Source organism: Sphingopyxis sp. LC81 (assembly GCF_000756375.1).
Classification (GTDB): Bacteria; Pseudomonadota; Alphaproteobacteria; order Sphingomonadales; family Sphingomonadaceae; genus Sphingopyxis.
On sequence record NZ_JNFD01000007.1, the window covers coordinates 169,945 to 194,060 of the forward strand.

Consider the following 24,116-nt stretch of genomic DNA (forward strand, 5'->3'; position numbering starts at 1 on the left):
TTGATCTAGATGGCCTCGGACTTTCGGGAGCTTTCGGCGTTTTTTTGACGCGCGCGCTTAATCGCCTCCGCGACCCGCCGTTACTGCTTTTCGTGACCGCTCCTCGAGCCCTCACATCACGGGAATGGCCATCGAGGCCGGAAAGGAACAAAGATGACTGTCATCAACACCAATGTGAGCGCGCTTCGCGCCCAGAACAACTCGCGCGTCGCCAGCCAGGCGCAGTCGCAGGCAATGGAACGCCTGTCGAGCGGCAAGCGCATCAACAGCGCCAAGGACGATGCCGCCGGCCTCGCCATCGCGACCCGCATGGAAGCCACCACCCGCGGTTTGACCCAGGCGGTCCGCAACGCCAACGACGGCATTTCGCTGGCGCAGACGGCCGACAGCGCTGCCGGCAGCATTTCGGACATCCTCGTCCGTATGCGCGAATTGTCTGTTCAGTCGGCCAACGGCACCAATGGCACCACCGACCGCGCTGCGCTGCAGACCGAAGTCGCCGCTCTGATCTCGCAGATCGGCGACATCGCGACGCGCACCGACTTCAACGGCAACAAGCTGCTCAACGGCAGCGCCGCGACCGGCTTTAACATCCAGACCGGCACCGCGACGGGCGAGACGGTCAATATCACGATCGCCGATATGCAGGCCGCTGCGCTTGGTGTCGGCGCACTCGATATTTCGACCTCGGCGGGTGCATCGGGTGCACTCGCAACGCTCGACACGGCGATCCAGACGGTCGCGACGCAGCGCGCCAACCTCGGTGCCCAGCAGAATCGCCTGACCTCGGCTGTCGATAATTTGACGTCGACCGTCACGAATCTGTCGGAATCGAAGTCGCGCATCGAAGACGCCGATTTCTCGGTCGAATCGACGAACCTCGCGGCTGCCGGTATCCTGGCGCAGGCATCGACCGCGATGCTCGCCCAGGCGAACCAGAGCTCGCAGGGTGTGATGACCCTGCTCCGCGGCTAAACTTCGCGAACAAATTTCAGGCTATATTCGGTTGGTCCCTTAGATAGCCTGATCCGATGCCCCGGCCCCCACAGCCGGGGCATCATCTTTTTCTGCGAAGGTGCGGCACCGGCCCGCTCCCCCACCCGACCTCCCCACGATAGTATCCTATGGGAGGCCGGGTGGGGGAGCGGGCCGGTGCCGCTTCCGGCGTCAGCCGGAAAACAACCAGCTAATGAAAATCCCGCGACTTGGGCAGGATGCGGACGTCGCGCGGGTGGCCATGCTTCGCCGCATAGCCGCGCGGCAGCTGCGGATGCCGGACCTCGTCGGCGCGGCAGACGTCCGGGTCGAAGCGCCGGTCGCTGCCCAGCGTATCGAGCATCGCGGTGCGATCGACGATGCGCGTCGCCATCAGGTGGATCACGCCTTCCTTGCTCCGCTGCACCTCGCCCTCGGCGAGCATCAGCCGCGACGCCATGACGGCGCGGCGATAGCGTTCGAAATGGCGCGCCCAGAGCAGGATATTGACGATCCCGCCCTCGTCCTCGAGCGTGATGAAGATCGCATTGCCCTTGCCGGGACGCTGGCGGATCAGCACGACGCCAGCGGTGCGCACGATCGATCCGTTCTTCGCCGCCATAACCTCGGCCGCGCTCAGCACGCCCTCACGCGCGAAATCGCGGCGCAGGAAGGCCATAGGATGGCCTTTCAGCGACAGCCGCGTCGTCTGATAATCGGTGAGCACATGTTCGACCATCGGCGTCGGCGGCAGCGCGGCATCCTCCTCGGCGCCGAGCTCGTCGGTTTCGGCTGCGCCGAACAGTGGCAGCACGCCCTGCCGGACGCGCCGCGCGTCCCACAGCGCCGGTCGCCGTTCGAGCCCCATCGAGCGGCACGCATCGGCCTCGGCGAGCAGGCGCAGCGCGCGCGATGGCAGATTTGCCCGACGCGCCAGCTCCTCAATCGACGTGAAGGATGTCGTGCGCGCGTCGACGATCTGTTCCGCCCATTCCTCGCGAAACCCGTCGACCTGCCGGAATCCGAGCCGCAGCGCGAGGCTGCCGTCGACCTTCCGTTCGAGGCTGTTGTTCCAGTCGCTGGCATTCACATCGACCTCGCGCACCTCCACACCATGCTCGCGTGCATCGCGCACCAGCTGTGCGGGCGCATAGAAGCCCATCGGCTGTGAGTTGAGAATGCCGCAGGCGAAGACCGCGGGGTGATAATGCTTGATCCATGACGAGACATAGACGAGCCGCGCGAAGGACTGGGCATGGCTCTCGGGAAAGCCGTAGCTGCCGAAACCCTCTATCTGCTTAAAACAACGCTCGGCGAAGTCTTGCTTGTAGCCCCGCGCGACCATGCCACCGATCATCTTCTCCCGGAAATTCTCGATCGTCCCGACGTTGCGGAAGGTCGCCATCGCGCGGCGGAGGCCGTTCGCTTCTTCGGGGGTGAAGTCCGCCGCGACCATCGCCAGCTTCATCGCCTGTTCCTGAAACAACGGAACGCCGTATGTTTTGCCTAAAACATCATGCAATTCATCGGGCGGGTGGGGCGAAGCGGGTTCAGGAAATTCGACCGGCTCTTCCTTGTTCCGGCGACGCAAATAGGGATGGACCATATCGCCCTCGATCGGGCCGGGGCGAACGATCGCGACCTGCACGACCAGATCGTAGAAAATCTCCGGGCGCAGCCGCGGCAGCATGTTGATCTGCGCCCGGCTTTCGACCTGGAACACGCCGATGCTGTCGCCCTTTTGCAGCATGCCGTAAACCTCGGGATCGTCACAATCGATGTCGACTTCCAGCGTGTGGTTTCCAAGGTCATGCTCGCGCATCAGGTCGAAACATTTGCGGATGCAGGTCAGCATGCCGAGCGCCAGCACATCGACCTTCATCAATCCCAGCGCGTCGATGTCGTCCTTGTCCCATTCGATGAAAGTGCGATCCTCCATCGCGGCATTGTGGATCGGCACCAATTCATCGAGCCGTCCTTCGGTCAGAACGAAGCCGCCGACATGTTGCGACAGGTGACGCGGGGCTTTCAGCAACTCGCCCACAAAGCGGTGCAATCGCTCGATCTCGCCATTGTGCGGATTGAGCCCCGCCTCAACCAGCCGTTCGACCGGCACCTCGTCGCCCCAGCTTCCCCAACTCGTGTCTGCTAGGCGTGCGGTGACATCCTCGCTGAACCCCAGCGCCTTGCCGACCTCGCGGATCGTGCTGCGCGGGCGATAGTGGATGACGGTCGCGGCGATCGCGGCGCGGTCGCGTGTATAGCGATCGTAGATATATTGGATGACCTCTTCGCGGCGCTCATGCTCGAAATCGACGTCGATGTCGGGCGGCTCGTCGCGTTCGGCTGACACAAAGCGCGAGAAGAGAAGGTCGTGCTTCATCGGATCGACCGAGGTCACGCCAAGGAGGAAGCAGACGATCGAATTGGCGGCCGATCCACGCCCCTGGCAGAGAATCGGCGGGTCTTGCGCGCGGGCAAAGCGGACGAGGTCGTAGACTGTGAGGAAATAATAGACGTAGCCGCGGCGGCGGATCAGCCGGAGTTCGTTGCCGGCAAGCTTGCGGACCTTTGGCTTCAGGGGAGCGCCATAACGCTTCTCCGCCGCCGTTTTCACCAGATGATGAAGATAGTTGAACGGCTTCCAGCCCGGCGGCACCGGTTCGTGCGGATATTCATAACGCAGGTCATCGAGCCGGAAATCGATGCGGGCAAGCAGCTTCGCGCTCTCCTTGATCGCTTTCGGATGATCCTTGAACAATCGCTTCATTTCGGCGGGCGCGCGCAGATGGCGTTCGCCATTCGCACGCAAAAGCTTGCCGGCCTTTTGGACCGTGGTGCCTTCGCGGATGCTGGTGATGACATCGTGCAAGGGGCGCTGGGCGATCGTCGCATAGAGCGCATCGTTGGTCGCGAGCAGCGGGACACCCGTTGCGGCCGACAGGCGTTCGAGTTCGATCACCCGCCGCGCATCGGCACCCGATCGCGACATGGTTGCGGCGAGCCATAGCGACTTTCGCCGCGCCTGTTTGAGCGTGCGGAGCAGTGCTTCATCGCCGCCCGTCGCGATCAGTAACAGGTCGTCGCAGTGGTCGAGCAGGTCCTGCAATTCGAGAATGCAATCGCCCTTCTGTGCACGCAGATTCCCGGTCGAGAGAAGGCGTGTCAGACGGCCCCAGCCGTGACGACTGACAGGATAGGCGACGATGTCGGGCGTGCCGTCGGCGAAGACGAGCCTTGCGCCGACCACCAGCCGGAAGCCCTCTACCATCTCGGGCTGCTTCACCTGTTGTTCCTTCAGGAACGCCCATGCCCGCACCACGCCCGCGACGCTGTTACGGTCGGCGATACCGATGCCTTTCATGCCGAGGTTGATCGCCTCCGCAACCATTTCGGCGGGATGCGATGCGCCGCGCAGGAAGCTGTAGTTGGTCGCGGCGACCAGTTCGGCGAAGCCAGGATCGGGGCCGGTTTCAGACGCCTCGTTCATGCGAAGACCCCGTGGATATACCAGCGCGGGTCGGGCTTTTCGTCGTAGAGGCCGTGGCGGAAGAGCCAGAAGCGGCGGCCCTGCGCATCCTCGACGCGGTAATAATCGCGCGTCAGCCCGCCATTGTCGCGGCGGCGCCACCATTCGGCGGCGATGCGCTCGGGGCCTTCGTAGCGGCGCACCGCGTGCGCCTGCCGGCGCCAGCGGAACTGGTGCGGCGGGCCATCGGGCACCTCGGCGATCACCTCGATCGGCTGCGGCGGGTCGAAAAGGTGGAAAGGGCGCGTGGGCGGCTCGCCGGGATCGGGTTCCTGCCAAGGCAGCGGGGGCGGTGCGTCGGCCGCGGGGAGTTCGAGCTGCGCCTGCTCGGGGATATGCGTGTCGGCGGGGCGGAAACGTCGCACACGACCGCGCCCGAGCCGCGTTGCGAGACGGTCGGCGAGCTCGTCGATTGCAGCGCTTTCGTTCGCCGCGCGGACCGCGCCGCCCTCGAGCTTCAATTGCGTCGCGCCGAGCGCCTCGAGCCGGGGCACCGCGAGGCGGATCATGTCGAAGCCGAAGCCGGGGTCGAGCGGGTCGGCGAGGCTATCCATACGCTCGGCGAACAGGCGCATCACCAGCCCCATGTCGCGCGTCGGATGGCCGGTTTCGATCGCGATGCTGCGCGCGAGGCCGTCGCTGCGAAAGAAGGTCGCGCGGAAATGGCGCCCGCCCTTGCCGCGCTCGCCAAGCGCCTCGATCGCTTCGCCAGCGAGTTCTGCCAGCACTTTGGTGGCGTGCGCCGTGCTGCCGAGCGGCTCGGCAAAACGGCGTTCGGCGACCACGGGCGGCAGCGCGATCCGCGGGTCGAGCGGGCTCGGCGCATCGCCGAGCAGGCGGCGCAGCGCCATCGCGGCGTCGGCGCCGAAGCGCGCGGCGATATTCGCCATCGGGCGGCTCGCGAGGTCGCCGATCGTCTTGAGCCCGGCGCGAACGAGCGCGGTCGTCGCCTCGGCTTCGAGTTCGAGCGCGGCGACGGGCAGGCGGCGGATCGCCTGTGCCTCGTCGGGGGCGGGACGCGTCTGGTAACGTGCGAGCGCGCGCGCCGCATCGGCGGTCGGGCCGAGCGCGTGGCGCAAGGTCATGCCGAGCCGCGCAAGGCGCCTTTCGACATCGCGCACGAGCTCCGCTTCGCCGCCGTAGAGATGTTCGGCGCCGGCGATGTCGAGGATCAGCCCGTCGGGTGCGTCGAGCGCGACGAGCGGCGAGTAGCGCGCGCAGCCCTGCGCGAGGCGGTCGAGCCAGTCCTGGTCGAGCACGGGGTCGTGCGGAACGACGGTAAGCTCGCCGATCTGCGCGCGCGCATCGGCGAGCGGCATGCCGACACGCAGCCCGACGCCCAGCGCCGCGGCATCGACGCTGGAAAGGCGCATCGCGCCGCGCTGTTTCTCGGCGAAGACGAGCGGGGCGTCAGGCGGCCGCGGCGCCGTGCGAAGCCATCGCTCGGCGGGCAGGAAGGGGAAGAAGAGCGCCAGATAGCGCCGCTTCCCGGAAAGATTGTTCGTCATGGTTCCAGTCCAGTCGCCAACGCGCGGGCGCAGCGCCGCCGCGCCAGCGCAGCAATTCGAGGTCGAAGGCGGGCGCGCCGGGGGCGTTCGCTTCGAGCGCGTGCGAGGCGGCGGCGGCGACACTCCAGCGCGTCTCGGCGACGCTCGGCGCCGGGGCGGCATTGAGGCGGAGCATCAGCAACGTGGTGCCCGCATCGCGCGCGCCGAGCGCGAGGCGGCGCCCCGCAGTGAGGTCGAGCAAAGGGAATTTGCCCCAGCTTTCGACGATCACCGCCGCCGATCCCGTACAGCGGATCGCATCGTTCGCGCAGGCGAGCAGCATCTTCGGATCGGCGGTCTCGACGAGCAGCAGCCGGTCGGGGTCGCCGCCGAGTTCGGCGATACCGGGCGCGTAGATATGGCCGGTGCGCTTGCCGGCGTCGCTCGTGCGCAGCCAGATCAGCGGCGCCTTGCCCGGCGTGCGCAGCGCGATCAGTGAGGCAAAGGCGGCTGCGCTCGTCGCGTCGAGCGCGTCGGTGGCGAAAAATTCATGGCATCGCCCGATCGCGAGCCCGCCGCCGATCGCCGCGTCGAAGGACGCGTGTCCGCTCGCCAGCCAGCCCTCGGTCCGGCGGCTTTCGAAACCGCCATCGGCGGCCAGCCGGGCGATGCGTTTCCGCAGCCCGGCGAGTAGGGGAGACGACTCGCGCATCATTTGTTCCTGATATGTTCTATTAGCGCTTTCGGGATGGCGCTTGTCAAGATGAGTCAGGAAATGGTGCGGTTATAGGAGGTTAGCGCACACCTGTTTCGCTCCCCGCGCTGCTGTCACCGCCCAGTGTGCGGAACAGCGCGATTCGCGTCTGGGTGAGCAGCAATTGCGTCCCGACCTCGCTCCGCCGCGCCGAATAGAGGCTGCGTTGCGCGTCGAGGCTCGACAGGAAGCTGTCGACGCCGCCCTTGTAGCGCGCGTCGGCGAGCGTTGCGGTGTCGGCGGCGGCTTCGGTGTTCGCCGCCGCGGCGCGGACGCGCTCGGCAATCGTGCCCTGTACCGCGAGCGCATCGGCGACCTCGCGGAACGCGGTCTGGATCGCGCCTTCATAACCCGCGAGCGCCGCGTCGCGCTGCGCTTCGCTGACCGCGACCCCCGCACGGCGGCCGCCGGCGTCGAAGATCGTCGCGGTGGCATCGCCGCCCGCCGACCAGCCCCACGATCCGCTGTCGAACAGGCTGCCGAGCGCATTGCTGGCAAAGCCGAGCAGCCCGGTGAGCGAGATCGACGGGAAGAGCCGCGCGCGCGCGACGCCGATGTCGGCGTTGGCGGCGCGCAGGCCATATTCGGCCTCGATCACGTCGGGACGGCGGAGCAATATTTCGGAACTGACCCCGGCGGGCAGCGACACGATCGCGGGCGTCACTTCGGTCAGGCTCGCCGGGAGCAGCGCGCGGTCGATATCGCCGCCGACGAGCAAGCGGATCAGATTCTCGTCCTGCGCGAGCGCGGTCCTTTGCTGCGCGATCGAATCCTCGGCGGTCGCGAGAATCTGTTCGGCCTGGCGGAGATCGGTGCGCGGCGCGACGCCGCCGTCGAGCCGCGCCCTGGTCAGCCGCACGCTCTCGCGCGCATTGGCGGCGGTGTCCTCGGCGATTTTCAGCAGGTCGCGGTCGGCGCCATAGGCCGCCCACGCGTCGGCGAGGTTCGCGATCAGCGCGAGCCGCACCGTGCGCGACGCCGCCTCGGTGCCGAGCGCGCGGTTGCGGTCGGCTTCGGTCGCGTTGGCGAGCTTGCCGAACAGGTCGAGTTCGAAGGCGGTGACGCCGCCGCGCAGCGAGAAGTCGCCGCTCCCGTTCCCGCTTCCATTGTCCGCATAGCCCGCGCCCGCACTCACCCCGAGCTCGGGGAATTGCCCCGACCGCGTGACACGCACCTGCGCGCGCGCGGCGGCGACATTGGCGTAAGCGACGCGCAGGTCGCGATTGTTCGCGAGCGCCTGATCGGTCAGCGATTGGAGGCGCGGGTCGGTGAAGACGCTTTTGTACGACAGGATCGGCAGCGCCGCCTCGCTTGCAAGCAGATAGGCGTCGCCGGCGGGCCAGCTTTGCGGCACCGGCGGCGTCGGCAGCACCGTCTTCGGCGCGAGCGAGCAGCCGGCGAGCGCGAGCGTGCCCGCCATCAGCAGGGCGCGGGCGCCGGTCATGCCGGCACCTCCGCCGCGCCTTCACCCTTGTTCTTGCCGAACCGCGCGCGCGCCGCCGCAAGGCCGTCGCGCACGCCGCGGCGGACGAGGACGAAGAAGAGCGGGATAAAGAAGATCGCGAGGAAGGCGGCGGTGAGCATGCCGCCGATCACCGAGGTGCCGATCGCGACGCGGCTGTTTGCGCCCGCACCGGTCGCGATCGCGAGCGGCAGCACGCCGAAGATGAAGGCGAAGCTCGTCATCAAAATCGGGCGCAGGCGGATGCGCGCGGCGGCGATCGCGGCCTCGATCACGCGCTTGCCCTTGCGCTCTTCCTGCTCGGCGAACTCGATCATCAGGATCGCGTTTTTCGCGGCGAGGCCCATCGTCGTGAGCAGCCCGATCTGGAGATAGACGTCATTTTCCAGCCCGCGCAAATTGACGGCAAAGATCGCGCCGATCAGCCCGAGCGGAATGACGAGGATCACCGCGAGCGGGATCGACCAGCTTTCGTAAAGCGCCGCGAGGCAGAGGAAGACGACGAGTAGCGACAGGCCATAGAGCAAGGGCGCCTGCCCCGAGGAGAGGCGTTCCTGATAGGAGGAGCCCGACCAGGCGACGCTGGTGCCGGGGATTTCGCCCGCCATCCGCTCCATCTCGTCCATCGCCTCGCCCGAACTGGTGCCCGGCGCGGGCTGGCCCGAGATTTCGAACGCGGGCACGCCCTGGAAACGCGAACTGCTGCTCGGCGTCGTCGACCAGCCGGTCTTGGCGAAGGCGGAGAAGGGCGACATTTCGCCGTCGGCGGACCGCACATACCATTGGCCGAGGTCTTCGGGGCGCGCGCGATAGGGGGCGTCGCCCTGAACATAGACGCGCTTGACGCGCCCCTTGTCGATGAAGTCGTTGACGTAGCGCCCGCCCCACGCGGTCGCGAGGGTCGAATTCACATCGGCATTGTCGATGCCGTACGCGGTCAGCCGCTGCGTATCGACGTCGATCTTCAGCGTCGCGACATCGGGAAGGTCGGACAGGCGCACCGAGGTCAGTTTGGGATTCGCGTTCGCTGCGGCGAGCAATTTTTCGCGCGCTTCGGCGAATTCGGCGCGGCTCATCCCGCTGCGGTTCTGGAACTGCATCGTGAAGCCCGACGAATCGCCGAGCCCGCGCACCGCGCCGGGGACGAGTGCGAAAATCTGGGCATCGCGGAGGCCGCTCAAGGCTTTGCGCGCGCGCTCGGCGATCGCATCGGCGGTATTTTCCTGGCCCGGCCGGTCGTCCCAATGGGTGAGGTTGACGAAGCCCTGCCCAGTGTTCTGGCCCGCCGCTGCACCGCCGCCGCCGCCCGCGATCAGGAACAAGGCCTGCACATTGGCCTTTTCCGCGGTCATCATATATTTTTCGATTTCATCGCGCACTTCCAGCGTGCGCGCCTGCGTCGCGCCGGCGGGCAGGCGGAACTGCACCGAAACGCGCCCCTGATCCTCATTGGGCAGGAAGCCGCTCGGCAGGCGCAGGAACAGGACGACGAGCAGGGCGAGCAGCACGGCGTAGATGCCGAGGAACAGCCATTTGCGGTCGACGACCTTGGTGACGCTGCCGACGTAGCGATCGACCGAGCGGTCGAAGCGGGTGTTGAAGCCGTTCTTCGCGCGTTCCAGAAATGCGTGAATACGCGGGAAGCGTCCGCCGTTGGCGGCTGCGTCGCCGTGCGCCTTGGGCTTGAGCAAGGTCGAGGTCAGCGCGGGGCTGAGGATCAGCGCAACGAGCACCGACAGCGCCATCGCCGAGACGATGGTGACCGAGAACTGGCGATAAATGACGCCGGTCGATCCGCCGAAGAAGGCCATCGGCATGAACACCGCCGACAGCACGAGCGCGATCGCGATCAGCGCGACCTGCAGCTCCTTCATCGACTGGATCGTCGCGTCGCGCGCCGACATGCCGGGGTTTTCTTCCATCAACCGCTCGACATTCTCGACCACGACGATCGCGTCGTCGACGAGCAGGCCGATCGCGAGCGTCAGCCCGAACAGCGTCAGCGTGTTGATGCTGAACCCCAGCATATAGAAGATGGCGAAGGTGCCGAGCAGCACGACGGGCACCGCGATCGCGGGGATCAGCACCGCGCGCCAGCTCTGCAGGAAGACGAACATCACGAGGATGACGAGCAGGATCGCCTCGAACAGCGATTTCTGCACTTCGCTGACCGACAGCTTGATGAAGGCGGTCGAATCATTGGCGTAGCTGTAGGTCAGCCCGTCGGGGAAATCGGCGGCGAGCTCCTCCATCCGCGCCTTGACCCGGTCGGCGGTTTCGAGCGCGTCGGATCCCGGCGACAGCGAGATCGACATGCCCGCGCCCGGATGGCCGTTGATCCGGCTGACGACGGCATAGCTTTCGGCGCCGATCTCGACGCGCGCGACATCCTTGATGCGCACCGTCGATCCGTCGGGCAGCGTCTTCAATACGATATTCTCGAACTCGGGGACGGTCTGCATTCGCGACTGCGCGGTGACGGTCGCGTTGAGCATCTGTCCCTGCGGCGCGGGCAGGCCGCCGACGTCGCCCGCCGCGACTTCGCTGTTCTGCGCGGTGATCGCCGAAATCACGTCGCTCGGCATCAGCGATACCGCGGCGAGCCGCTGCGGATTGAGCCAGATGCGCATCGCGTGGGGCGCGCCGAAGATATTGACCTCGCCGACCCCTTCGACGCGCGACAGCGGATCCTGGATGTTCGACGCCATATAGTCGGACACGTCCTGGTTCACGCGCGTGTTCGTCTCGTCATAGACGCCGACGAGCAGCAGCGTGTCCGAGTTCGACTTGGTGACGCGCACGCCCTGTTGCTGGACCTGCTGCGGCAGGCGCGAGACCGCCGATGCGATCTTGTTCTGGACCTGCACCTGCGCGATGTCGGGGTCGGTGCCCTTTTCGAAGATCGCGGTGATATTCGCCTGTCCGCGCGAGCTCGACTGCGAGCTGAAATAGAGCAGGCCGTCGATCCCGGTCAGCTGTTGTTCGAGCACCTGCGTGACGCTGTTCTCGATCGTTTCGGCCGACGCGCCCGGATAGGAGGCGCGGATATTGACCTGCGCCGGGGCGATATCGGGATATTGCTCGATCGGCAGCGAAAAGAGCGCGCCCGCGCCGCCGAGCATCACGATGATCGCCAGCACCCAAGCGAAGATCGGCCGGTCGATGAAAAGGCGCGACATAAGAGGTTATTTGCCCTTGGCTTGGGCGTCGCCGCCCTTAGGGGCACCGACGCGCTGCGCGCTGCTCGCGGGCACGGGGCGGATCGGTGCGCCTTGCCGCAGATTGCCGATGCCCTGCGTGATCACGCGCTCGCCGGGTTTCAGCCCGTCGGTGACGACCCAATTGGCGCCCGAGGTGCGGTCGGCGACGATCTTGCGCCGCGCCGCCTTATTGTCCTTGCCGACGAGATAGACGAAGGCCGATCCGTCGAAATCGCGCTGCACCGCGGCTTGCGGCAGCAGGATCGCGGTCGGGTTCACCGCCTGGTCGAACAGCGCGGTCACGAACATGCCGGGCAGCAATATGCCCCTGGGATTGGGGAAGCGCGCGCGCAGCGTGATGGTGCCCGTCGCCTCGTTGACCGTGACGTCGGAAAACTGGACGACGCCGGCAAAGGGGTAGGCGCTGCCATCCTCCATGCGCAGGCGCACCGAGGTGCTGCCCGCGGTGACGCCGCCGCTTTCGATCGCCTGGCGCAGCGTGGTGAGCTCGGCGCTCGACTGCTGCATGTCGACATACATCGGGTCGGTCTGCTGGATCACCGCAAGCGGGCTCGCCTGGCTCGCGCTGACGAGCGCGCCGGGGGTCGCGAGGCTGCGGCCGATGCGGCCGCTGATCGGCGCGGTGATCGTCGCAAACCGCAGGTTGATGCGCGCGGTTTCGAGCGCGGCGCCATTCTGTGCGACCGCGGCGCGCGCCATCCGCGCCTGTGCGAGCGCGTCGGTATAATCCTGCTCGGCGACCGCCTGCATCTTCGCAAGCGGTTCGAGCCGCCGCGCGCGTTCGTCGGCCGCCTGCGCGCTCGCACGGGCGCTCGCGAGGTTCGCGGCGGCTTGGTCGACACCCGCCTGATAGAGGCTCGCGTCGATCTGGTAGAGCGGCTGGCCGGCACGCACAAAGCCGCCTTCGGTGAACAGGCGGCGGCGGATCAGGCCATTCACCTGCGGGCGCACTTCGCTCGTCTCGAACGCGACGGTGCGTCCGCCCAGCGACGAGGTCACGGGCACCGGCTCGACCTTGACGGCGACATAACCGACCTCGGGCGCGCCGCGGCCATTCTTGCTTTCATCCTGACCCGAGCAGGCGCCGAGCAACAGAGCTGCGGCACACAGCACTCCGGTCAGCGACAGCGACCTTTTGTCCAGCATAGTTGGTTGTTCTCGTATCGGTTCGCCGGGAGGCGGGGAGGCTTTGCGCCCTTTCAACCCATTGGTTTGCCGCATGCAAGCGCAATGCGGGCGATGCGACAAATTACGACAATTTTTATGCCGCGGCCCATTGTCCGTCGGCGCCGCTGAGCCTTTAGCGCTCCGGCGGCGGTGCGACCGATTGGCGCTCGACAAAGGTCGAGGCGAGCACGGTCCCCTCGTCGTCGACAATCTTGGCGCCCGGACCAAGGAAGTCGGGGACGAGCGTCTGCGCCGCGCGGACGCCCATTTCGCGGATCGGCCAGCGCACGGTGCTGAGCGCGGGCCAGATATGCGTCGCGGTCGGGCTGTCGTCGAAGCCGATGATCGACAGCTCGCCCGGAACCTTGATGCCCTTGCTGTGCGCGACGCTCATCACGCCCGCCGCCATTTCGTCGTTCGAACAGAAGAGCGCGGTCGGGGGAACGGGTAGCGACAGCAAAGCTTCGCCGGCTTCGATCCCCGCGGTATAGCGGTAATTGCCCGGCGCATAGAGCTCGCCCGGAAGGTCGAGCCCGGCCTCGGCGAGCGCTTCGCGGAAACCCTTCTCGCGCTCGGCGGCCGAGCGGAAACCGACGGGGCCGCGCACGAAGCCGATGCGGCGGTGGCCGAGCGCGATCAGCCCGCGCACCGCCTCGGCGACGACCTCGCGGTCGTTCGACGAGATGCAATGCTTCGCATCGTCGATCCGCGCCGACCCGATGCGGACGTAACGCACGCCCAGTTCCTCGCAGAGCGCGGCCAGATCGTCATTCTCCGAAATCGGCGGCAGCAGCATCGCGCCGATCGGCCGCTGTTTCTCGAGGAAGGTGCGCACATCGTCGAGCAGCTTGTCCGACCCGCGATCGACGGGGCGGACGAGCAGCGCAAGGTCGCTGTCCTTGATCGCGTCGAGCACCCCGCGCTGGAAATTGAGCACCGTCTGCGCGTTCGGATTGTCGTGGAGCAAAGCGATGAGGAAGTTGCGGCGAAAGGCGAGCGCGCGCGCCTGCGGATTGGGGACAAAGCCCAACTGCTCTATCGCCTTTTCGACCGTGGCGCGCGTCTTGTCGGTCAGGAATTCGGAGCGGTTGATCACCCGGCTCACGGTCTTTTTCGAAACCCCCGCAAGCGCCGCGACGTCGTTGATCGTCGGCTGCTTGCCCCCCGGCCCCTTGGTCTGTGCCGCCATATTTAAGTCTTTCCCCTGCAAGCCTCTGGCCCGGCTCGCGCTTTCTTTGCTGATGGGCGCTCGAAAGCGTAAAATCAACCGCCCGGCGGGGGTGTCAACACCTCTTGACACCGGTTACCATCAAATCTAGCAAGGCGGCAAGCCAGAAATATCGAACGAGGATGCGATCCCATGTTTTCCAAGACCTATTATGCGACCCATCCGGTGATGATGGAGGAAGTGTCGAACGCCGAGCTGCGCGATCGCTACCTGATCCAGAACCTGTTCCGTGAAGGCGAGTGCGTCCTCAACTACACCCACGCCGACCGCTTCGTGATCGGCGGCGTCGCCGTCGGTTCGGCGCCGGTCAAGCTGCCCGCACAGAGCGAGCCGCCGTCGGCCGCGGGGCACCCGTTCCTCGAACGCCGCGAGCTCGCGATCGTCAACGTCTCTTCGGTGGAAGGCTCCGTCACTGTTGACGGCGAGAGCTTCACGCTCGGCAATAAGGATTGCCTCTATGTGACGATGGGCGCGAAGGACGTCGAATTCGCAGGTGAAGGCGCGCGTTACTATCTGGCGTCGTGCCCGGCGCACAAGGCGTTCACCACGCGCAAGCTCGGCATCGCCGACGCCAATGCGCTCGATCGCGGCAGCCTCGCCGAATCGAACGAACGCACGATCTTCCAGCTTGTCATCCCGGGCGTGTGCGACAGCGCGCAGCTCGTCATGGGGCTGACCGTGCTCAAGGAAGGCAGCGTCTGGAACACGATGCCCCCGCACATCCACGAGCGCCGCAGCGAGATTTATTTCTATTTCGAGCTCGACAATTTGGGCAGCGACCGCGTGATGCATTTCATGGGCGAGGGCGAGGCGACGCGCCACATCGTCATGCAGAATGAGGAAGCGGTGATTTCGCCGCCCTGGTCGATCCACATGGGCGCGGGCACCAAATCCTATGCGTTCATCTGGGCGATGGCGGGTGAGAATCAGGACTATACCGACATGAACGTCCTCGACATCTGTCAGCTGTCGTAATCCATTCATCGTCACCCCGGACTCGATCCGGGGTCCAGACAACGCCGCGGAAATGGATGCCGGATCAAGCCCGGCATGACGAAGGGTAAGAGGATGCAAATGTTCGACCTTACAGGAAAAGTCGCGCTCGTCACCGGCGCGAACACCGGCATCGGGCAGGGGATCGCGCTCGCGCTCGCCGAAGCGGGCGCCGACATCGCCGCCGCGGGCCGCTCGCCCGCCGACGAGACCGTCGGCAAGGTGCGCGGGCTGGGTCGCCGCGGCGAGAATTTCGCCGCCGACCTGTCGAGCGTCGGCGCGGTGCAGCCGCTGGTCGACGCGGTGCTCGCCGAGTTCGGGCGCATCGACATCCTCGTCAACAATGCCGGGATCATCCGCCGCGCCGACGCGGTCGACTTCACCGAGGCCGACTGGGACGCCGTGATGGACACCAATTTGAAGACGCTCTTCTTTCTCTGCCAGAGCGTCGGGCGCCACATGATCGCACGCGGTTCGGGCAAGATCATCAACATCGCCTCGATGCTGACCTTTCAGGGCGGCATCCGCGTGCCGAGCTATACCGCGTCGAAATCGGGGGTTGGCGGCCTCACCAAGCTGCTCGCGAACGAATGGGCGGCGAAAGGCGTGCAGGTCAACGCGATCGCGCCGGGCTATATCGCGACGAACAACACCGCCGCGCTGCAAGGCGACGAGACGCGCAACCGCCAGATCATGGAGCGCATCCCCGCGGGCCGCTGGGGCGACCCCAGCGACATCGGCGGCGCCGCGGTGTTCCTCGCGTCACCGGCGTCGAATTATGTGCAGGGCCATATCCTTGCCGTCGACGGCGGCTGGCTCGCAAGATAACAGGAACGGATCGCCCTCCACGACGGAGGGGGCGAACGGGGAGTGAGATGACCGACGGCCGCCTTGTCTTTTTCGGCGAACTGCTGATCCGCCTGACCGCGCCGGGCAACGAACTGCTGATGCAGTCCCCGTCGCTCGCGCTCCATGTCGGCGGGGCCGAGGCGAATGTCGCGATCGGCCTCGCGCATCTTGGCCACGACTGCGCGATGGTCAGCGCTATTCCCCCGAATGCGCTGGGTCGCGGAGCCGTGGCGGCGGTGCGCGGAGCAGGCGTCGATTGTGCCGCCGTCACGTCGCATCCGGGGCGAATGGGGCTCTATTTCCTCAGCGTCGGCGCCGGGCTGCGCGCGTCGGAGATCGTCTACGACCGTGCGGGATCGAGCTTCGCGGCGACGGGGCCCGAGGATTATGATTTCGACCATTTGCTGGCGGGCGCGGGCCTGCTCCACCTCTCCGGCATCACCCCCGCGCTCGGGCCGCGCTCGGCCGATGCCGCGCTCGCGGCGGCGCGCGCGGCGAAGCGGCTCGGTGTCCCCGTCAGCTTCGACGGCAATTACCGCGCGATGCTGTGGGAGGCATGGGACAGCGATCCGCGCACGATCCTCTCCGAACTGATCGGGACCGCCGACATCCTGTTCGGCAACCACCGCGATTTGTCGCTCGTCCTCGGAAAGGAATTCAGCGGCGAGGGCGAAGACCGGCGGCGCGAAGCCGCCGAAGCGGGTTTCGCCGCTTTCCCAAGCCTCAAGCTGATCGCATCGACCGCGCGGCATACCGCCACCGCCGACCATCACCGCATCGCGGCGCGCGTCGATTTGCGCGACAGCGGCTACCAGACCCCCGAGATCGACGTCACCGGCATCGTCGACCGCATCGGCGCGGGCGATGCCTTTGCCGCGGGCGTGCTCCACGCGCACCTGTCGGGCGGCGACGCGCGCGCGATGGCCGAAAGCGGCCTCGCGCTCACCTGTCTCAAACATTCGCTGCCGGGCGACGCGAGCCGCTTTGCCCAAGCCGATATCGACGCCTTCCACGGCGGCGGGCTCGATGTCCGTCGCTGACGCGGTCAGTCGCCGCGCGCTTCTGGCAACCGCCGGCAGCTCGCTTCTCCTGTCAGCCGTCGCACGGGCCGAGGTCTTCACGCCGGTCCATCATATCGGAGCGGTAGGCGCTCCCGACGGCGTCTATCGTTCGGGCGCATTTCGCAGCTTTGGCGACAACCAGTCTTGGGCTTTCACGGGCATTCGCTATGGCCGCGCCGGGCGTTTCCAGGCTCCGGTCGCCGTAACGAAGGCCGAACAATTGCAGGGCGACATTTTCGGTCCCGCCTGCCCCCAAATGGGTAGCCGCTATCAGCCGCAAGGCGAGGATTGCCTGTTCCTCAATGTCTGGACGTCCGACATCGAAAAGCCCGCAAAGCGCCCGGTCATGGTCTATTTCCACGGCGGCGCCTATTCGACCGGCAGCGTCACCGACCCGGTCAACGACGGTGCCGCGTTGGCTGCGCGCGGCGATGTCGTCGTGATCACCGTCAACCACCGCCTCAACGCGCTCGGCTACCTCTACCTTGCGCGGCTCGACCCGCGCTTCCCCGACAGCGGCAATGCGGGGCAACTCGACCTGATCGCCGCGCTCCAATGGGTCCAGCGCAATATCGCGGCGTTCGGCGGCGACCCCGGCAATGTCACGGTCTTTGGCCAGTCGGGCGGCGGTGCGAAGATCGCGACCTTGATGGCGATGCCCGAAGCGAAGGGATTGTTCCACAAGGCGATCACGATGAGCGGGCAGCAGGTCACCGCGTCGGGCCCGCTCAACGCGACCAAACGCGCGCAGGCTTTCCTCGACAAATTGGGGGAAGGCGTCGACCCCGCGACCGCGCCGGTCGAGCAGCTCGTTGCCGCGCTGTCGGCGACCGATCCGCTCCTCGGTGGCGGGGTCTATATGGGGCCGGTGCTCGATATGAAGCATCTGGTGCGCCACCCCTTCTGGCCCGACGCCGCGCCGCAGTCGCTCGGCATCCCGATGATGCTCGGCAACACGGTGATGGAAACGCGCGCTTTCTACGCCCCCGATGGCAAGCAGCTCGCGGGGCTGAACTTCGACAATCTCGCTCAGCGGATCGCGCCCGAGATGCGCATCGATATCGAGCCATCGTGGGTCGTCGGCCAGTTCCGCGCCCGCTATCCGAAGGCCGCGCCGCTCGAGCTGTTCCACCGCATCGTCACGGCGGCGCGCAGCTGGCGCGGGCAGGTCGAGGAGGCCGAGGCGCGCGCCCGCGCCAGGGCTCCGGGCTTCGTCTACCAGCTCGATTTCGAAAGCGCGAAACACGCCGACGATATCGCGCTCTGCTTCGGCACGATCCCCGATCCCACCCCCGCGCAGCAGGCGATGAGCGACCGTGTGATGGACGCTTTCGTCCGTTTCGCGCGCACCGGCGATCCGGGCTGGGCGCCCTATACGATGGCCAAGCGGCAGACGATGATCTTCGATACGGTCAGCCGCGTCGAAAATGATCCGCGCCAGTGGGAGCGTGAGTTGTTCGCGCGTGTGCCCTACATCCAGCCCGGTAGCTAAACGATCTTGTGCGAGCCGAGCCAGTTCCACAGCAACTCGGGCCAGATCGCAACGGGTAGCCCCGCCGTCTTCATCAACCCAAAGCCATGTTCGCCGCGCTCGAAGAAATGCGCCTCGACGGGGGCGCCGAGGTTGCGCGCGGCCTCGCGCAGCCGCACGCTATTCTCGACCTTCACGACGCTGTCGTCCTCGGCGTGGAGCAACCACAGCGGCGGTTGGTCGGCGCGGACATTGCGCTCGGGCGAATAGAGTTTCTCGCGTGCCGCATCCGGGTTCGCACCGATCAGCTTCTCGCGGCTCACGGCATGCGCAATCGCGGGGTCCATCGACACGACGGGATAGATGGCCGCGAGCGCATCGGGCCGCGCCGGCAGGGCGTCGGCGGCATCGACCGGAGCATAAAGTTTGGCGTCGAAACGCGTAAGCAGGCTCGTCGCGACCTGCCCGCCCGCCGAGAAGCCGCCAAAGGCGACGCGCGCCGGGTCGACGTGGTCGATGGCTGCACGACTGCGCACCAGCCGAACCGCGCGCTGCGCATCGGCGAGCGGGACGTCCGAGCCATTCGTCCAGCCGTCACCGGGCAGGCGGTAAAAGAGGACATAGACGGTGACGCCGCGCTCGCACAGCCAGCGCGCGAGCTCATAGCCTTCCTTGTCGACCACGACGTAGCGATAGCCGCCGCCTGGAGCGAGGATCACTGCCGCGCCACTGGGCTTCGCGGGCCGGAAGATGTCGACCCGCGGACGTGTGATGCCTTGCAGCATCCGGTCGCTCGCATCCGGATCGTCGCTCCGCTGCACGACCGCCTCGACGAGTCCCGCGGGCGGCCGGATATGACCCTCGGGCCAGAGCGCAATGCTCGCGTCGGGTGCCAGACCCGCCGGGCGTGTCCACGCTGCCGGCGCCGCTGCCGCGCTCGCGAAGGGCAGGGCGAGGCCGGCCGTCAGCAACGCGCGGCGGTCGAAGGTCATTCGCTTGCCGCCTTGTTCGGATAGGCGATGATCAGCACCAGCGGTTCGCGGCCCGTCTGGCGGATGCCGACCTTCGCGCCCTTGTAGAGCCACGCCGCGGTTCCGGCCTTGAGTTCCTTCTCTTCGCCGTCCGAATGGACGACGCCAGTGCCCGAGAGGACATAATAAATTTCGTCATGGTCGATCGGATGTACGCCGATCGCCGCGCCGACGTGCAGCGCGCGCTTGCGGAATTCGAAGCTGCGCGGCGCGGGGACCGAATCGCTGATCCGGTACGCGGTCGACATACCGATCGCGCCGTGCGGCGGCGCTTCCTCGCGTACCGTTGCCGTTTCGTCGATCACCACCATTGCGGGAGCGGCTCCCCCGGCAAGGAACAGGGCGAGGAGCGCGCTCATCGTCAATTCGCCGTCCGCGAAGCGCGATCGCGCGCCGACAGATGTTCCTGCGGCAGCGGGGCGGTCTGCCCCGGATAGCGGCCCGACTTCGGCTCCATCGTCGCAAGGTCCCACTCGGCCGCCACAAAAGGCGCGCGCACCTCCTTGATCTGGGGATAACCGCTCACTTCCTTTTCGTCGTCGATCACCTCGCCGCGCCCTTCGGCGACGAAGAAGATCACGCGGATCTCCTCGGCATCGCGCGCCCAGGGCCGCGCGCCGGCGGTCGCGAGCACCGAGGTTTCGACATCGCGCACCGGCAGGATATTGTAGCCGCCGACCGGCGCCAGCGGCGCCTTGGCGCGGATCAGCTTGGCCTGCGTCTCGCCATAGCGGCCGAACTCGGGGAGCGGCTCGCCGTGGCGGTCGACCGCCAGATTGTCCTTGCCATAATATTCGAGGTCGCCGTCGCCGCCGAGCATCAGGAAAGGCAGGCCCGTGTCGGTGTCGTTGCCGCCGCGCATCACATTGCCGACCGCGGTGATCTGACCCGTCACATAATCATGCCCGACCCATTCGAGGTTCATCAGGTTGTAATGCACCGCGCGGTGCTGCGGATTATAGATCAGATTGTTGATCATCAGCGCCTGCCCGCCGCCCTTGATCAGCGGGTTGCGCTCGACATTATGCGCCCAGACGTTGCGGTAAAAGACGATCCCCGTCGCATTGTCGTGGATCAGCGATCCCTTGCTATGCTCGCCCTTCGGATGGCTCGCGTCGGCGAGGCCCTCGGCGGCGAGATTGTTCGAGAAGGTGATGTTGTGGCTGGTGCCCTTGCGCCAGTCTTCCACCGTCTTGCCGGTGAAACGCGGCCCCGACGCCGACATATTCTCGTCGATCCCCCACATGAGCGTGCAATGGTCGACGATGACATTATGCGCCGCGACGGTCGAGAAAGTGTCGGCCTCCCACCCGCTGCGCTTCGGCTGACCGTCGACACCCGTATAGACACGCAAATGGCGCATCACGACGTCGTGCGTCTTCACATCGATGCCGGTGCGGATGAGCGTGATGCCGGGTCCGGGCGCGGTCTGTCCGGCGATGGTCAGGAACGGATGTTTGATCTCGATCGCCCGGCGCCCCATGTCGATCACGCCGCCAACTTCGAACACGATGATGCGCGGCCCCGGCGTCTCGATCGCCGCCTTCAGCGACCCCGGACCGTCGGGCGCGAGCGTGGTCACGCGCAATATCTGCCCGCCGCGTCCGCCCGGGGTCTCTGCCGCGGGACCGACCGCGCCGGGGAAGGCGAGCGGCGCCGCAGCGGCCGCCATCGCCGAACCCGATGACAGGCTAAGGGCCAGAAAAAGCGCAGTTATCCAAGGCTTTTTGGGCATCCTGTCTCTCCTCATCATTGGGGTATTGACATGTTCGTCGCAATCCGCAATCTTTCTGACACCGGTTACCCCAATCGGTCAACGAGAAAATATTTCCAAGGGAGAGGGTCTGATCCGGTTCGCCGCACCTGCGGGCGAGCCATCATCGCTCTCTGAAAGATCAACGGGTGAAGCGGTTTGCCAAATCGCTTTGTCCAGTAAAGTAACCGGTGTCATTCCTTGCGCAAGCGGGGGCAACGGGGCGATAAGGGAGGATGATAATGGCAATATATGCAATGCGGAGCATTCGCACTCTGACCCGGCTGGCGTGCGGTGCATCGCTTGCCGTTCTGGCGGCGACGCCGGCCTGGGCGCAGGATGCTGCCGCGGCCGCCGACGAAACCGTCGCGAGTGGGGACGAGATCGTCGTCACCGGCTTCCGCGCCTCATTGGGCGCCGCGCTCAACGTGAAGCGCGAGTCGGTCGCCGCGGTCGACGCGATCGTCGCCGAGGACATCGCCAAATTTCCCGACCAGAACCTCGCCGAATCGCTGCAGCGCATTCCCGGCATCACGATCCAGCGCGATGGCGGCGAAGGCCGCGGCATCACCGTGCGCGGGCTCGGCTCGCAATTCACCCGCGTCCGCGTCAACGGACTCGAAACCGTCGCGACCTCGACCGACGGCGCGTCGGCGAACCGCGACCGCGCGTTCGACTTCAACGTCTTCGCCTCCGAGCTTTTCAGCTCGATCGTCGTCCACAAGACCGCGTCGGCCGAACTCGACGAAGGCTCGCTCGGCGCGGTGGTCGACCTCAACACCGGCAACCCGCTCGCCGGAAAGGGCGGCTTCACCGCCGCGCTGTCGGCGCAGGGCAGCTACAATGACTTGTCGGAGAACGTCGGCCCGCGCGTCGCCGGACTGCTCAGCTGGGTCAATGATGCGGGCACGCTCGGCTTTGCGGTTTCGGCCGCCTATTCGGACCAGAAGACGCTCGAACTCGGCAACAATTCGGTTCGCTGGGCGCAGGCGCGCTTCGACTCGGTCAATGGTACGCCGTGCTGGACCACCGCCAATTCGGGCGGCACCTATAGGCCAAGCGCGGCTTGCGATTCAGTCGCGCTCGCCTTCCATCCGCGCATCCCGCGCTACGGCGAAATCGCGCACGACAAAAAGCGCCTCGGCATCACCGGGTCGATCCAGTTCGCGCCGAGCGATGCGACCAAAATCTCGCTCGACGGACTCTATTCGAGCTTCAAGCACCAGCGCCGCGAGCGTTGGGCCGAGGTGCTGCTGCGCAGCAACGAACGCTCGATCAACGTCAGCGACTATGAAATCGACGGCGACAACAATCTGATCTCGGCGACGCTCGACGACGCGTGGGTGCGCACCGAACATTATCTGCGTAAGGCGAAGACCGAATTCTATCAGGTCGGCGCGACGTGGGACCAGGATGTCAGCGATACGTTCCGCTTCACCCTGCTCGGCGGCCTGTCGAAATCGACCGCATCGATTCCGCTCGAAACGACGATCGTCTTCGACGACCGCGATGCGCAGGATTATCGCTACGACTATAGCGACATGGAACGCCCGCTGCTGACCTTTGGCACCAGCGTCACCAATCCGGCGAATTTCCAGCTCGCCGAAATCCGCGACCGCCCGTCGGAGGTCGCGAACAAGTTCCGTACCGCGCAGCTGCGCACCGAATGGGACATCAGCGACGATTTCACGGTCAAGGCGGGCGGCGTCTATCGCCGCTTCGACTTCGCCAGCATCGCCTTCACGCGCGACACCGTCGTGTGCGGCAACGGCGGGGTCGACCGTGTCCTCGGCACGCTCGCCTGCTCGCCGTCGTCGGCCTTCGGCCCGGCCGCGGTCTACGGCTTCCCGGTCACCTCGGCACTCGCCGACCTGTTCACGCTTGGCAAGGCGGGTCAGCCGTCGGGCACGACGACCGAGTGGCTGGTCGCCAATCTCGACGCGACGACGGCTTTCACCAAGCTTTACGACCGCGTCGCCGCGGTCGACGCCGGGAACAACCGCGCGGTGCGCGAAGAGGTCACCGGCGGCTATCTGCAGTTCGACGCCAAGGGCGAGCTTGGCGGCCTGCGCTATGCGCTGAACGCCGGGGTGCGCTACGTCCACACCGACCAGACGTCGAGCGGGCTCAGCAGCGGCGCGGCGGTGACAGTGAAGCGCAGCTATGAAGACTGGCTGCCGTCGATGAACCTCGCGCTGTTCCCGCACGACGACATCATCATTCGCGCCGCGGTCGCCGATGTGATGACGCGCCCGACGCTCGGCAATCTCACCCCCGGCGGCTCGGTCGACGGCTTCAACTATCGCATCAACTACGGCAATCCGTTCCTCGATCCGTTCCGTGCGACCGCCTATGATCTCGCGTTCGAATGGTATTTCGCGCCGCAGTCGATCTTCTCGGTCGCCTTGTTCAAAAAGGACATCGCCAGCTTCCCGGTCGCGACGACGACCAGCGGCACCTTTGCCTCGACCGGCCTGCCGACGTCGATCATCCCGCCGAGCAGCCCCGCGTCGATCAATCCCGAGGGCCAGATCTGGACGATCAACTCGATCGGCAACGGCGAAGGCGCAAAGCTGAAAGGCATCGAAGTCTCGCTGCAGGCACCGTTCAAATTCCTGCCGGGTTTCCTGTCGAACTTCGGCGGCATCGTGAACGCGACCTATGTCGACTCGGATGCCGACTATTCGGTCGCCGGCCCGTCGATCGTCCCGGGCGGCGCCAATGTCGGCGCGATCCGCAACGGCACGCTCTTCAACCTGTCGAAGCGCGCGTACAACGGCACGCTCTATTATGACGACGGCAAGTTCAGCGCGCGCGCCTCGGTCAGCTATCGCAGCCGCTATGCCGATGCGAACAGCGGCACCGGCAACGTCTTCGAAGGCTATGGTTCGACGATCAATGTCGATGCCTCGGTCCGTTACGCGATCACCGACAATATCGAAATCTCGGTCGAGGGCATCAACCTGACCGACGAATATCGCTATCGCTTCACCGATATCGATGCCGATCGCAATTACGAGAATAACCACTTCGGCCGCACCTTCCTGTTCGGCGCGCGCGTCAAGATCTGACACGAATGGGTTCGTCCCGGTGAGGCCCGGTTTCCGTTTTCAGGGGACCGGGCCTTCCTTTTTG

16 protein-coding genes are annotated in these 24,116 nt (G+C 66.2%); 6 read left to right on the forward strand and 10 right to left on the reverse strand.

Translation table 11 applies throughout. From position 1 onward, the window contains the following. Positions 1–153: 153 nt before the first annotated feature. On the forward strand, positions 154–975 hold the full coding sequence (locus FG91_RS04870; protein WP_037512592.1) for a flagellin N-terminal helical domain-containing protein: 822 nt from the start codon (positions 154–156) through the stop codon (positions 973–975). Between the two features lie 211 nt (positions 976–1,186). Here FG91_RS04870 and FG91_RS04875 read toward each other — a convergent pair whose 3' ends face one another. The 7 genes from FG91_RS04875 to FG91_RS04905 all read right to left on the reverse strand — a co-directional run bounded on the left by FG91_RS04875 (position 1,187) and on the right by FG91_RS04905 (position 13,784). Then, a complete protein-coding gene (locus tag FG91_RS04875) occupies positions 1,187–4,465 on the reverse strand; it encodes an error-prone DNA polymerase (protein ID WP_037512593.1) in 3,279 nt (1,092 codons plus the stop codon). Then, positions 4,462–6,012, reverse strand: a complete 1,551-nt coding sequence (locus FG91_RS04880) for a Y-family DNA polymerase (RefSeq protein ID WP_037512594.1) — start codon at positions 6,010–6,012, stop codon at positions 4,462–4,464. The genes FG91_RS04875 and FG91_RS04880 overlap by 4 nt, the downstream gene beginning before the upstream one ends. Continuing rightward, positions 5,915–6,703 carry an ImuA family protein gene (locus tag FG91_RS04885; protein ID WP_037512855.1) on the reverse strand — a complete coding sequence of 263 codons (789 nt, stop codon included), beginning with the start codon at positions 6,701–6,703 and terminating at the stop codon, positions 5,915–5,917. The genes FG91_RS04880 and FG91_RS04885 overlap by 98 nt, the downstream gene beginning before the upstream one ends. A gap of 82 nt (positions 6,704–6,785) precedes the next feature. Next, entirely contained in the window at positions 6,786–8,189 is a 1,404-nt protein-coding gene (locus FG91_RS04890; protein WP_037512595.1) for an efflux transporter outer membrane subunit, read from the reverse strand. Then, positions 8,186–11,386 (reverse strand): efflux RND transporter permease subunit, encoded by a 3,201-nt coding sequence (locus tag FG91_RS04895; RefSeq protein WP_037512596.1) that lies wholly within the window; start codon positions 11,384–11,386, stop codon positions 8,186–8,188. Before FG91_RS04895 ends, FG91_RS04890 begins: the two co-directional genes overlap by 4 nt. 6 nt (positions 11,387–11,392) lie before the next feature. Continuing rightward, the gene (locus FG91_RS04900; protein WP_037512599.1) at positions 11,393–12,574 is read right to left on the reverse strand and encodes an efflux RND transporter periplasmic adaptor subunit; all 1,182 of its coding nucleotides are present in this window, start codon (positions 12,572–12,574) and stop codon (positions 11,393–11,395) included. 154 nt (positions 12,575–12,728) lie between these two features. Continuing rightward, entirely contained in the window at positions 12,729–13,784 is a 1,056-nt protein-coding gene (locus FG91_RS04905; RefSeq protein ID WP_037512601.1) for a LacI family DNA-binding transcriptional regulator, read from the reverse strand. Between the two features lie 171 nt (positions 13,785–13,955). On the opposite strand from FG91_RS04905, the gene kduI reads away from it, so the two are divergent. The 4 genes from kduI to FG91_RS04925 all read left to right on the forward strand — a co-directional run bounded on the left by kduI (position 13,956) and on the right by FG91_RS04925 (position 18,218). Further along, the gene (kduI, locus tag FG91_RS04910; RefSeq protein ID WP_037512602.1) at positions 13,956–14,798 is read left to right on the forward strand and encodes a 5-dehydro-4-deoxy-D-glucuronate isomerase; all 843 of its coding nucleotides are present in this window, start codon (positions 13,956–13,958) and stop codon (positions 14,796–14,798) included. Between the two features lie 93 nt (positions 14,799–14,891). Then, entirely contained in the window at positions 14,892–15,644 is a 753-nt protein-coding gene (kduD, locus tag FG91_RS04915; protein ID WP_037512857.1) for a 2-dehydro-3-deoxy-D-gluconate 5-dehydrogenase KduD, read from the forward strand. 47 nt (positions 15,645–15,691) lie between these two features. Next, on the forward strand, positions 15,692–16,705 hold the full coding sequence (locus tag FG91_RS04920; RefSeq protein ID WP_037512605.1) for a sugar kinase: 1,014 nt from the start codon (positions 15,692–15,694) through the stop codon (positions 16,703–16,705). After that, on the forward strand, positions 16,692–18,218 hold the full coding sequence (locus tag FG91_RS04925) for a carboxylesterase/lipase family protein (protein WP_037512606.1): 1,527 nt from the start codon (positions 16,692–16,694) through the stop codon (positions 18,216–18,218). Before FG91_RS04920 ends, FG91_RS04925 begins: the two co-directional genes overlap by 14 nt. Here the strand turns inward: FG91_RS04925 and FG91_RS04930 are convergent. From FG91_RS04930 to FG91_RS04940, 3 genes are read right to left on the reverse strand one after another with little or no spacing between them, the layout of a single operon-like run. Next, the gene (locus FG91_RS04930; RefSeq protein WP_037512607.1) at positions 18,215–19,189 is read right to left on the reverse strand and encodes an alpha/beta hydrolase; all 975 of its coding nucleotides are present in this window, start codon (positions 19,187–19,189) and stop codon (positions 18,215–18,217) included. The genes FG91_RS04925 and FG91_RS04930 overlap by 4 nt on opposite strands. Then, entirely contained in the window at positions 19,186–19,587 is a 402-nt protein-coding gene (locus FG91_RS04935) for a cupin domain-containing protein (protein ID WP_037512608.1), read from the reverse strand. Before FG91_RS04935 ends, FG91_RS04930 begins: the two co-directional genes overlap by 4 nt. A 2-nt stretch (positions 19,588–19,589) precedes the next feature. Further along, positions 19,590–20,963: a pectate lyase family protein gene (locus FG91_RS04940; RefSeq protein ID WP_037512610.1), complete on the reverse strand. Its 1,374-nt coding sequence runs from the start codon at positions 20,961–20,963 to the stop codon at positions 19,590–19,592. Between the two features lie 260 nt (positions 20,964–21,223). Between FG91_RS04940 and FG91_RS04945 the strand changes: the two genes are divergently transcribed. Beyond that, positions 21,224–24,052 (forward strand): TonB-dependent receptor, encoded by a 2,829-nt coding sequence (locus FG91_RS04945; protein WP_152568003.1) that lies wholly within the window; start codon positions 21,224–21,226, stop codon positions 24,050–24,052. Positions 24,053–24,116: the final 64 nt, after the last annotated feature.